At 64.0% G+C, this 11,273-nt stretch carries 10 protein-coding genes; 6 read left to right on the top strand and 4 right to left on the bottom strand.

Translation table 11 applies throughout. From position 1 onward, the window contains the following. Positions 1-241: 241 nt before the first annotated feature. From AAFP05_RS03995 to AAFP05_RS04010, 4 genes are all read left to right on the top strand, one after another. A complete protein-coding gene (locus AAFP05_RS03995) occupies positions 242-577 on the top strand; it encodes a hypothetical protein (RefSeq protein ID WP_341728567.1) in 336 nt (111 codons plus the stop codon). Positions 578-765: 188 nt separating this feature from the next. Further along, complete coding sequence (locus AAFP05_RS04000) at positions 766-1,545, top strand: hypothetical protein (protein WP_341728568.1); 780 nt, start codon at positions 766-768, stop codon at positions 1,543-1,545. Further along, positions 1,518-2,012 (top strand): hypothetical protein, encoded by a 495-nt coding sequence (locus AAFP05_RS04005; RefSeq protein ID WP_341728569.1) that lies wholly within the window; start codon positions 1,518-1,520, stop codon positions 2,010-2,012. The genes AAFP05_RS04000 and AAFP05_RS04005 overlap by 28 nt, the downstream gene beginning before the upstream one ends. Before the next feature lie 9 nt (positions 2,013-2,021). Continuing rightward, positions 2,022-2,429, top strand: a complete 408-nt coding sequence (locus tag AAFP05_RS04010) for a DUF1801 domain-containing protein (RefSeq protein WP_341728570.1) — start codon at positions 2,022-2,024, stop codon at positions 2,427-2,429. Between the two features lie 12 nt (positions 2,430-2,441). On the opposite strand, the gene AAFP05_RS04015 is transcribed toward AAFP05_RS04010, so the two are convergent. The 4 genes from AAFP05_RS04015 to AAFP05_RS04030 form a co-directional block, all read right to left on the bottom strand. After that, positions 2,442-3,401 (bottom strand): hypothetical protein, encoded by a 960-nt coding sequence (locus tag AAFP05_RS04015; RefSeq protein WP_341728571.1) that lies wholly within the window; start codon positions 3,399-3,401, stop codon positions 2,442-2,444. Further along, positions 3,394-5,283 (bottom strand): cation-translocating P-type ATPase, encoded by a 1,890-nt coding sequence (locus tag AAFP05_RS04020; protein ID WP_341728572.1) that lies wholly within the window; start codon positions 5,281-5,283, stop codon positions 3,394-3,396. Before AAFP05_RS04020 ends, AAFP05_RS04015 begins: the two co-directional genes overlap by 8 nt. Then, on the bottom strand, positions 5,280-5,675 hold the full coding sequence (locus tag AAFP05_RS04025; RefSeq protein WP_341728573.1) for a metalloregulator ArsR/SmtB family transcription factor: 396 nt from the start codon (positions 5,673-5,675) through the stop codon (positions 5,280-5,282). Before AAFP05_RS04025 ends, AAFP05_RS04020 begins: the two co-directional genes overlap by 4 nt. A 69-nt stretch (positions 5,676-5,744) precedes the next feature. Further along, positions 5,745-6,851 carry a hypothetical protein gene (locus AAFP05_RS04030; protein ID WP_341728574.1) on the bottom strand — a complete coding sequence of 369 codons (1,107 nt, stop codon included), beginning with the start codon at positions 6,849-6,851 and terminating at the stop codon, positions 5,745-5,747. A 185-nt stretch (positions 6,852-7,036) separates the two neighbouring features. Between AAFP05_RS04030 and AAFP05_RS04035 the strand changes: the two genes are divergently transcribed. Then, the gene (locus AAFP05_RS04035) at positions 7,037-10,690 is read left to right on the top strand and encodes a DEAD/DEAH box helicase (protein ID WP_341728575.1); all 3,654 of its coding nucleotides are present in this window, start codon (positions 7,037-7,039) and stop codon (positions 10,688-10,690) included. Positions 10,691-10,933: 243 nt separating this feature from the next. Then, the coding region (locus AAFP05_RS04040; protein ID WP_341728576.1) for a hypothetical protein at positions 10,934-11,273 on the top strand (340 nt) is incomplete at its 3' end.

Here is an 11,273-nt window from a genome sequence, read left to right on the forward strand (position 1 = left end):
GTCACAGAGCACTTCGAACAGGCCGCGCAAGGTGCGACACGACGCGGCCAAAGCCCAGAAATGGTTGGCCTTGGCACCCAGGAACGGTTGAGAAGTCTGCAGGCGGCCGTTGCCGAATCAACCCAAGGCGGAGTTCCTCTTGGCCACCCAATGACAGTTGGCGGTTGGGAATTGGAGTTCAGGCAGTCGGCGAGCGATCCGCAACCGGCTCTAATTCATGGGCTTCCAGTAGGGTGATGGGATGACGGTCAAGATTGTGTCGTCGGTACCCTGTCGACCTGCCGCTGTCATGGTTGATCCATGGATCTCACTCATCGTGAAGTGGGGCGTTGAAAACTTCGGTGATCTGCTTCATCTTCTCGTGCGTGACCCAGCGCAGGGCTATCTCGAGTTGCAGGTGGACCCCGAATCGGGTGCACTTGTTGCGCTTATCCTTTTGAATGAGCCCGAAGAGATAGGGCGTGCCGTCGACGACGTGGCCCAAATCAGGGACTTCGAATCACCAGTGCTTGATTTGAGTATCTGGCCATGGAAAGCAACTCCCGATTACAAAGAGCCAGCCGAGTTTAACGTATAGGTCGACGCTCCTCTAGCGGGAGTTTCCGGGCTGTCTGATTCTGTCGGTTTGTAACCCGTGTTGGTACCGGCTTTTGGTCTTTGATGGTGTATTACCTATATATGGCGTCGATTGTGGGGAAGAGGCAGGGCGGGAAGACGTATTACTATCTTGTCGAGTCGGCTCGGGTGGATGGGAAACCGAGGATTGTGTCGCAGCAGTACCTTGGCCCGGCCGAGGAGATCGCTGCCCGGCTGTCTGGCACGGGCACGGATGCGGGAGTGCCGTCGAGGACGCAGCATAAGACGTTCGGTGATCTCGCGGCCGTGTGGGCGATGCTTGAGCGCTTGGATGTGGCAGGCATCATCGACGCGGAACGTCCCCGCCGGTCTGACGCTGCTGCCAGTGTCGGTACCTATATCAGTCTGGCGACGGTGAACAGGATCGTCGCGCCGTGCTCGAAACTGGCGTTTGCTGACTGGTGGGCCACCACCGCAGGTCCCCGCTTTACCGGCCTGAAGGGCGCAATGCTCGACCATCGCCGGTTCTGGGACGCGATGGATTGTCTCGATCAGGACACGCTGGCCCGGATCGAAACGAGGATCGGCCAGCGTGTCCAGGCTGAGTTTGATCTCGACTGGTCCGGTCTGGTCGTGGATATGACGAACTTCGCGACGGTTGTCGATTCCACCAATGATCGTGCACCGATCGCGCAGCGGGGCAAGGCGAAGCAGAAACGGTTCGATCTGCGCCTGGTCGGTCTGGCTCTGGTGTCAACCGGCGGGCAGTCCTCACCCATTCACCCACCCTGCACGACGCCCAGTCCCGGGGATTCGACCAGACCCTGGCCGAAGCACGCAAACAACTCACGGAACTGCAGGCCCGCCTGGCCCGCAGTAAGACCCGCCGCGGCCGGGCCGCGGTCGAAGCGACCATTACCGAGATACTCAAACCACGGTGGGTGTCCGAGGTCCTCCGCACAGAACTGACCGGGAACACCCCGGCCGAATTCCGCCTCACCTACCGCACGGACGCGCCCGCACGTGCCCGGCTGGAACAACGCGTCTTCGGTAAACGGATCCTGTTCACCAACCGCGCCAACTGGTCCACGGCCGAGATCGTGGCAGCCTACCGGTCACAAAACGATGTCGAGTCCTCGTTCCGGCAGATGAAAGACCCTCACATCGTGTCGTTCGGGCCGATGCATCACTTCACCGACCAGAAGATCCGCGTGCACGTGTTCTACTGCGTCCTCGCGCTCACGATCGCCCACCTCATGCGAAGAGAAACAGCCCAAGCAGGCATGGACATGTCCGTGCGGGAACTCCCGCTAGCCTCTCATCTCGGATCGTGTAGGCATCGGGCCCAAGACGGGCTTCAGAGTTGCACGATCAGGGCGGAGGCGGGCCGCCACAATCTGGCGCACACTGAAGCGCGTTGGGCGCTGGACACCTAGGCTCGGCCTATGGCGAAGACTCATCCGCATATCGAATCGCCCACGGCCGAGCAGCTCCGCGAGGTTGTGGCGGGTCGGCCCGAGGCGATCGTCGAAAGCTATCTCGGCCTGCACGAACTGGTGCTGGCCGCTGTACCCGAGATCTGCTTCTCGGTGGACACCGTCGACGCCGCCATCGGATACGGCGCCCACCAGTACGGCTACAACGGTTGGGGCATGGCCGCCGTGACGCCGTTCGGCAAGTGGGTGTCGCTCACTCTGCTGCAGGGCTCCCGCCTCGACGATCCACAAGGCCTGCTGACCGGCACCACCGTGATGCGCCATGTGAGGGTTTCACGTCCCGAGCTCATCGCCACCAGGCGAGAGGCGATCGCGGCTTTGATCGGCGCCGCTACGACACTGAACGACGCGGACTGAGACGCCGCGCCTTCAGCCGTGCAGGGGCCGATCCTGCCGGTACTCCAGACCTAGCCGCAGGGCGGTTTCGGCTTTGGCGAGTTCTGCGCCCAGGTAGCCGGCGTGGCTGAGCTGGGAGATGAGACCCTCGCGAATCAGCCCGAACAGAATTGCCTCGGCGCTGTGCCCGTGAATCCTGTGCCCAGGGGTGTTGTCAGGCAGATAGTGCAGCACTTCGATCTCGCGGGATCCCGGCTCGATGGTGATCACGAAGAAACCCTTCGGATCGTACGCGAGCGGCTCTCGTCGTCCACCCGGCCGGACGACGGCGAACTGTTGGCCGTGGTCGGCAAGAGAATCCGCCACAGAGTTCGGAAAGGCCTGCACCGGCTCGGACGCCAGCTCGCTCGAGCGCTCGCCGATCACCGATGGATCGGTCTCCCCGACAAGGTCGACGAGCTGAACCTGGGCGCGGAATGCGTCGATCTGCTCGCGGGAGACATTGGTCAGGACCGGCAGATGACCGCGCGCGCCGATGATGCGCCTCTGCTCGTCCACACCATCGGCATGCAACCGCCGCAGTGCCTCCCCCGGATGGAAGACCGGCGACTCCTGCCCGCAGACGACCAGGTGGCGGATGCGGGGGTTGGCCACGACATTGCGGATGATCTTTTCGATGCCGAGGTTGGGGACGACGACGCCTCCGGCAATCGCCACACCCGGCAGCAGAGCGAGCTTGGGATACAGCTCATCGCTGGTCAGCACGCAAATCGCCACGCTCGCCTGTGGGTCGCCGATGGCGTACGCGCCGCTGGTGACCGGCCAGCCCGGCTTGCGATGCCGAAACCGGTCGCGGACCGCGTCCATGCGGTGAAAGGCGCTGACCGCAACAGGGTTCGTGCCATCGGCACGCGCCGGCATCAGATGGGCCAGGCTCCTCATGCCTCGGCGCATCAGATTGCCTGCGGACGACGACCTACCCGAATCAGACATTGATCTCCTGGTTTGCGTTGGCGCGGCGCGGAATGAGCCGGGCAGAGTTCAAGATGAAGACCGATTCGCTGCCGACGTGCACCACCGCGGCAAGCAGCGGGCCGAGTACCCCGAACGCTGCCAGAATCATGCCGACGAGGTCGACCACAATGGTGCCGGCGAAATTGGTGAAGACGATCCGCCGGGCCCGGCGGGCGGTCTCGACGGTGCCTACGAGATCGTCCAGGCTGGAACTGATCAGCACCACGTCCGCGCTCTCCCGAGCGATATGCGTGCCGGTACCCATCGCGATCCCTACGTCCGCCCCGGCCAAGGCCGGCGCATCGTTGACGCCGTCGCCGACCATCGCGACCTTCGATCCGTCGCTGCGCAGCTGATCGACCAGCCGCACCTTGTCGGACGGCAGCAGATCGGCATGAACCTCGTCGATGCCCAACTCGTCAGCGACCGCGCGAGCGGTGGCGAGGTTGTCCCCGCTCATCATCACCACGCGCAAGCCGAGCCGTTGAAGACGGGCCACGCCCTCGCGTGCTGATTCGCGGACCGTGTCGGTCAGCACGATCATGCCTGCGTAAGCCTCATCAACGGTGACATAGACCGAAGTACCGACCGCAGGCTCAAGGACCTCGGCTCGCACGAGCGAGGCATTGCCGGCGCACACCCGGTGCCCATTCACGCGCGCGCTGATGCCGAGGCCGGGTTGGCTGCTGAAGTCGTCGGGATGAGTGATGGCGATGCCGCGCTGGTTTGCACAGCCGACGATTGCGCGTCCGATCGGATGCTCGGACAGTGACTCCGCAGAGGCCGCCACCTCCAGTATCGACGTCTCGTCGAATCCTTCCGCCGGACGAACCGCAGTCACCACCGGCTCACCGTAGGTAAGCGTACCGGTCTTGTCGAAGACCACCGTGTCGACCGCAGAAAGCTCCTCCAGGTGGGTACCGTCTTTGACGAAAGCACCGCGGCGAGCCACCCTGGCGATCGCGGCCAGCACCGCCAGCGGAGTCCCCGCGGCCACCCCGCAAGCCCCAGCCACGATGACCACCGAGATCGTCGCCCTCAGATCCCGCGTGATCAGATAGGTGAGCAGCGCACCTGCGAGTGCGATGTAGACCAGCCACCCGGCGACCCGGTCGGCCAACCGCTGAACCGGCGCCTCCGACTCTTGGGCGGCCCGCACTGCCGCAACGATCTGGCCATAGGACGAGGTCTCGCCGATCTGTTCCGCCCGCACGGTCAACGCACCGTTGCCATTGCTGGACCCCGCAAAGACCGACGACCCCGTTCCCACATCGACCGGTAACGACTCTCCGGTGATCCGGGATTGGTCCAGGCTCGAGCGTCCTTCGACCACCACGCCATCCACCGGAATCCGGCCGCCAGGGGTCACCACCACCAGATCGCCGACCTGGACGCGGTCGAGCGCGACTTCGACCAGCTGGTCGCCGGCGCGCATCTGGACATACGTGGGCAGAAAACTCATCAGATCGGTCAACGCATCGCGGCCACGATCCATCGACAGGTCCTCCAAGATCTCCGCAGCCAGTACGAAGATCGTGATCACCAGGGCCGTCACCCACTCGCCTATCAACGCGGCCGCCACGATCGCGATGAGCATCGACAGCTCCATGCTCATCCGCCCCGACCGGATATCGGCCCAGGCCTCCGCGATGATCGGCCAACAGCCGGCCCCGAGCCCAGCCACCGCGACGACAGCGGTCAACCACCAGACCACATTGAGCCACGACAGGAGCAGTGCCAGTACGGCCATTCCGGTCACCACGGCGATGCGCATCAGATCGCGGCGATCGATCCTTTCCCACAGCGACTCGAGCGTCTCAGGCCGATAGGACGCAGTCACGGCATCCGTATCGGCGCTCACGAAACCGCAGCCGTCCCGGTAGCTCCGGCCGCCGAGATGTCTCCGACTTCTGGGCGGTGGTGACGCGGCCAGAAGTCGACCACGTGCTCGGCCTGGAAGACTGCCTGATGCACCAATTCAAGTGCGTGCTCATCGATCAAGCTGTAATAGACCCGCGTCCCGTCCTGACGGGTCTGCACGACCTTCGCCCACCGCAGCTTCGCCAGATGCTGCGAGACCGCAGCCGGCGCCTTGCCCACCCGTTCCGCCAACTCGTTCACCGGCAACTCACCCGCCTCCAGTGCCAGCACGATCCTGATGCGGGTGGGGTCCGAGAGCAGCGAGAAAACCTCCGCCGCCAGCTCGACGTACTCGCTGTCGGCAGCCGAATCAATTGGCGTATCTGCGTACATGCGCAGATTATTGCACACTTTTCACAACGCTCAGCTTTCGAAACCCTCCTTGACCTTGTCTCGCCGGAGTCAGTACCGGAACGTGGCCATCGCCCGGGCCGTGTCGTCCTCATCTCGCAGCATCCGCAGGGTCCCCGAGTTCTGCACCACGTCGAAGATGGCGGCATCGATGAAGGCTGCAGTCTCCGGATCGCTGAGGCGAGACAGGTCTTCGGGAAGGTATAGCGCATCCACGCGTCCTTCTGCAGCAGCCCGGCAAATCTTCGCCAGGTCCTCCGAGCCCCGGCCGGAGTGGATCTGGGCAAGCGCCCGCTCTCGCGCTGCTGTGTCGTGAGCGCGAGAACTGTCGGCGAGGATCGCCCACGCATCCGAGCGGAGCCGATCCGGATGAGTGTGCTCCGGGTTGCCCGCGATCACCGCGTCCTGAACCACCGGATACCGGGATGCGTTACGGAAGACCGGCAAATACTCGGCGACCGAAGCGAGCACCAACGGCTGCGACCGGGCGGTCCCGAGCTCTTGATCGACTCCCTTGGCGACGGCCGAGATGAACCTCTCGGTCAGCAGCCGCTCGGTGTCGCTGTTGTCGCCATGGCCGTGATAGCCGACCGAGCCCACACCCACCGACCGGCCCTGCAATTGAGGCTCGGGAAGCTCCTCAATGACATCGTCGAAAGTCGCGGGAATCGCCCCGAGGGGAAGCTGCTCGATCGAGTTGCGCGTGGAGTCGAACAGGCGCACGCCCTTCTTCGCGAGCGCCAGAATATAGCACCGGCCCCCGGTGGCCAGCACTCCCGCTATCGGTGTCAGGTGGAATCGCTCGCCAACGGTCACATTGGGCTCTACCACGACCGGCACTCGTACTGCCCGGAAGAATCCTGGAGCAACGAAGACAATGAGTCCGCGGCTTTGCAGGCGCCAGTACGTCGTATCACGGACGAGTCCCTCCACAGGCTCAAGCAAATCGTCGGCACCCTTGCCCGGGACGCCCACCACATTCAGGTCAGCTCGGGCCTGCTTGAGCAGGTTCTTGAGTACGGTTCCCGACTTCGAGGCTCCAATATCCGCGACCTCGGTCGGCACGGTGAAAGTGATCTTCGGCCCCTGTCCCGCGCCGGCGTCCCAGACGTCGGAAAAGTCCAGCGGGTCGACCCTTCCTTGCGGGTTTGCGCTCATTCGGTGACCTCCTCCAGCTACGACCCTGCGTCGCACTCGCGGACAGGGTCACAAGATTCGACTGTCCTTCCAGACAATCAGACGATCCACGCGGATTCCACCGAATGAGAGGTTTCGTCGTCTCAACGGCGTCACGCCTCGACATCGCTCCGAAAATGTCGGCGCGCCCTCGTAGGCTTGCCGATGTGAAACGACCCGACGGACCTCCTGGCCTTGCGGCCCCCAGCACCTGGGGTCTCGGGCTGGCGTATGCCCGCGAAGGCCGGGTGAACGTGATGCATCACGACCGTGTTCACCATGGCATCACCGCACGCTGCAAAGGCTCCCACAACCGCAACTACACCCTGCACGTTTCCTACTCCCTTGATGCCGATGGCGACCTGGCGTCGCTGAACGGATCATGTAGCTGCCCGGTCGCCTACAACTGCAAGCATTGTGTGGCAGTGGTCTGCTCCGAACTCGGCCTTGTTGAGCCTCATCGCGGCAGGCCGCCTTTTCCCGGACGACCGGGTGAGCGCACCCAGGCCCTGTTGACAAGCCAGCAGAGCAGATTCTTCGATGCCGATCCGGACGATCCGTATGGTCCCTCCAGCGTTGTCGAGATGCCGCAATGGCGCCGGACGCTTGACCGCATCTTCGTGCCTGCCCCAGACCAGTACCGCCCCGATCGCCAGCCGCTCGGCCTGTTGTTCACTTTCCGTGCCGATACGCGCCCGGGCGAACAATCGCCGGAGCGGGCGAGGTACGCGTCCACGGTTTTTGGACGCAGGCTGACCGAACTCGGGCACACCTTCCCCGGTAGACCTGGGTTCGTCCATCTCGTGCCACTGCGTGCCGGCAAGCGGCAACGCTGGGTACGAACCGGAATCTCGTGGATGCGGCTGCGTGCCGGCGAGACAGACGATGCCGATCCGGCGCAGCTTGACGCCCTCAATGAACTGCGGCGGCTGTACACCGACGTCGAGCCATATCTTGCGTCGCAAGACGTGATCGCACTGGAACGGATCAACCATCCGGCCCTGTGGGGCGTCCTTCGTGAGATCCGGGATGCCGGGATAGCGCTGGTCGAAGACGGCCCGCAACGGCCGGTGATGCTTGAACCCGAACCTGCCCGGGCGCAGATCGAAATCCACCAGAACGCGGCCGGAGAGCTGGATGTGCGCGCCACCATGCGGCACCCGGGTCTGGCCGACGATCCGGAGTCGTCCAAACTCGGCGACCCGCCGCATGGACTGGCCTGGCGCGATGAGGTGGGCATTCACCTTGCTCGCTTCGAGCAGCCGGCCGATCGCGCCTGGAAGCAACTGGCCGCCGAGAGCAACGCGATCACCATCCCGTCGGGCGATTACGAGGATTTCGTTCAGACGGTGCTGCCCCGTATGTCGCGGGTGGGCTGGGTCTCTCCCGACAAGAGCTTCACTCCTCCGCCGCCGCCTGCGCCCCGGCTGCATCTGGAGTTGGGCGTCGCCTCGGTCGATGCGGGCAACCTGAAGCCGCAGGCACATCTTCATTGGGGTTGGCACTACCGCGACGAGCAGGGACGCGGCAGGGGACCGCTGCCATTGCAGGGGGCTTCCCGCGATCCGATGCGTGATACGGATGCGGAGCAGCTTATCTCTGCGCCCGTTGCCCGTGAATTCGCTGAGATTCCGGCGGCCGTTGCCCGGGGCATCAGCCCGCGAGCACCCATCAAGGCCAGTACTGCGGGCGAACCAAGCAAACCTCTTCCACCAGGGCTGCGCCAAGACGCCGATCTGACCGGCTTCGATGTGGTGCGACTGATCGACGACGTGCTGCCGCGTCTCGAAGACCTGGGGGTGGTGGTCGAGACCGCCGAACTCCCCGATTTCCAGGAGACCTCCGGGGCGAGAATCCAGATCGGACTGAGCGATGAGCCCACCAGCAATGACTGGCTCGACCTGGCGATCAGCGTCGAGGTCAGCGGCCACCAGCTGCCCATCTCGACACTGATCAGCTCGCTGACGGCCGGCGATGAGGCACTTTTCCTGCCCGACGGCAGCTACCTGAAACTGGACGATCCGGAGCTCGATCAGCTCAAAGAGCTGCTGAAAGAAGCTTCCGAACTCGGTGACCAGCGGCGCGCCGGAGTCCGGGTGCCAAAGGTACGACTGTCGTGGTGGGAAGACCTGCTCTCGCTCGGCATCGTGCAAACCCAGGCAAACGCATGGTTCGGCGCAGTACGGCGGTCCATCGCCAATCCGCCCGCGCCCGCCGAGCTGCCGGCTGGACTGAACGCCCAATTGCGCCCCTACCAGCTCGAGGGTTTCCGATGGTTGGCGAACTTGCGCAGGTCGGGGCTGGGCGGTGTGCTGGCCGACGACATGGGCCTGGGTAAGACCGTGCAGGCCCTCGCAATGATCCTGGACGAGCGCGAGCACCCCGGTCTGCCGGACGAGGATGATCGCGTCTGGGACGCCAACAAGGTCGTCGACTTGGCCGCCTACCGCGCCAAAGGCAAGGGCGCTCAGCCGGCGCCGGTCGTTCAGCCGACCCCAACCGTGGACGAGTCATCAGACGATGACCGCCATCTCGCACCATGGCTGGTGGTCGCACCGACCTCGGTGGTGCCCAACTGGGCGTCCGAAGCCAAGAAGTTCGCGCCCGAGCTCAAGGTCGTGATGATCGAGGCCACCCAGACTCGCCGGGGCGTCCCGCTGAGCGAGATCGTGGCCGAGGTTGATGTGGTGATCACCTCGTATGCGCTGCTGCGGCTGGAGGCCGACGACTACGCAGCCCAGCAGTGGGCGGGCCTGCTCGCGGATGAGGCCCAGAACGCGAAGAACCACACGTCCAAGGTCTTCGCGGCGGTGAAAGGTGTCGGAGCCCCGCTGACGTATGCGATCACCGGCACCCCGATGGAGAACAATCTGAACGAGCTGTGGGCAATGTTTACCCTTACCGCGCCGGGTCTGCTGGGTAGCCCGAAGCAATTCCGGGAGACCTTCCAGCGTCCGATCGAGAAGCAGACCGACGACGCCGGAGGGTTGCTGTCACTGCTACGCCGCCGGATCGCCCCCTTCCTGCTGCGGCGGACGAAGAACCAGGTCGCACTTGATCTACCGCCGAAGCAAGAGCAGGTCATCTCGGTCGACCTGGCTCCCGCGCACCGGCGCGTCTACGACCGGCAACTGCAGCGCGAACGCCAACGGGTGCTGCAACTGACCGACGACATCGACCACAATCAGATCGAGGTGCTGGCCGCCCTCACCAGGCTGCGGCAACTGGCGATTGACCCGACTCTGGTCGATCAGGGAGACAAGGATTCGAAGGCACCGTCCTCGAAGCTGGACGCGCTGGTGCCGCTGCTGCACGAGGCTGCGGATGAGGGCCACCGGGTGCTGGTCTTCAGCCAGTTCACCCGCTATCTGCGCAAGATCGCGGCCAGACTCGACCACGAGAAGATTGCCTATTCGTATCTGGACGGTACGACCCCGCACCGCCGCCAGGTGATCGAGGGCTTCACCTCGGGCGATGATCCGGTCTTCTTGATCAGCTTGAAAGCCGGCGGTGCGGGCATCAACCTGACGCAAGCCGACTACGCAATCCTCGCCGACCCCTGGTGGAATCCGGCCGTCGAGAACCAGGCCGTCGACCGGACGCACCGGATCGGCCAGACCAAGCCGGTACACGTCTACCGGATGGTCGCGAAAGACACCATCGAAGAGAAGGTCGTCGCTCTGCAGGACGCAAAGCGCGAGCTCATCTCGGGCGTGCTGGGCGGCAATGACGACGATGCCGCTGCGGGCGAGCCATGGACGCCCGGACGCGGTGGCGGCCTGAGCGCCGACGACGTACGCATGCTGCTCGACTTCAGCTGAGCACCGCTCAGCGAAGATCTGCTTGACGAGCAAATACACATCCTCATGACCATAAGCCACACCAAATGGCATCATGAGCTTATGTTGGGGAAAGCACGGATCCGGGCTCGGGCCAGAGTTCCCAAACGAGTTGCGGCTTTGGGCCCTATCGCGCCGCAGTGGAGTGTACTCGCTGCTGTGCTACTAGCTGGTCTATACCACGGGTCAGATGTGGCGTGGAGTCAAAACTGGCCTGCGTCTGCTGTGCAATGGACGATTCTCGTCGCTGTCGCGCTTTCTGGGCGCTTTCCGGCCAGGTCCGCTGCCGTCGCCGGAACAGCCCTCTTGATTCTCTATGTCAAATGGCCCGCAATCGACGCTGCGCCGGGTATTGTCGGCGGCTACGCGATTCTCATCATCACCCTGGCAACAGGACGGAATGTTGCCGCAGCCATTTGGGCGAGCTGCCATCTGGTCCTAGCTGGTCTTCATCTATCGGTCACCGCCGTCGACGCCGGGCGCTGGTGGCCACTAATGGGCGGTCATCTGATAGTGACCGCCGCGTCTGTGCTTGTCGGGCTCTTTATCGAATACGCCAGACGCA

Source organism: Brooklawnia sp., from assembly GCF_032229645.1.
Lineage (GTDB): Bacteria > Actinomycetota > Actinomycetes > Propionibacteriales > Propionibacteriaceae > Brooklawnia.

Bases quoted from the DNA above. Each gene is read 5' to 3' on its own strand.
- AAFP05_RS04015 (WP_341728571.1), bottom strand. From the start codon at position 3,401: ATGTCTGATTCGGGTAGGTCGTCGTCCGCAGGCAATCTGATGCGCCGA.
- AAFP05_RS03995 (WP_341728567.1), top strand. From the start codon at position 242: ATGACGGTCAAGATTGTGTCGTCGGTACCCTGTCGACCTGCCGCTGTC.
- AAFP05_RS04030 (WP_341728574.1), bottom strand. From the start codon at position 6,851: ATGAGCGCAAACCCGCAAGGAAGGGTCGACCCGCTGGACTTTTCCGAC.
- AAFP05_RS04010 (WP_341728570.1), top strand. From the start codon at position 2,022: ATGGCGAAGACTCATCCGCATATCGAATCGCCCACGGCCGAGCAGCTC.
- AAFP05_RS04025 (WP_341728573.1), bottom strand. From the start codon at position 5,675: ATGTACGCAGATACGCCAATTGATTCGGCTGCCGACAGCGAGTACGTC.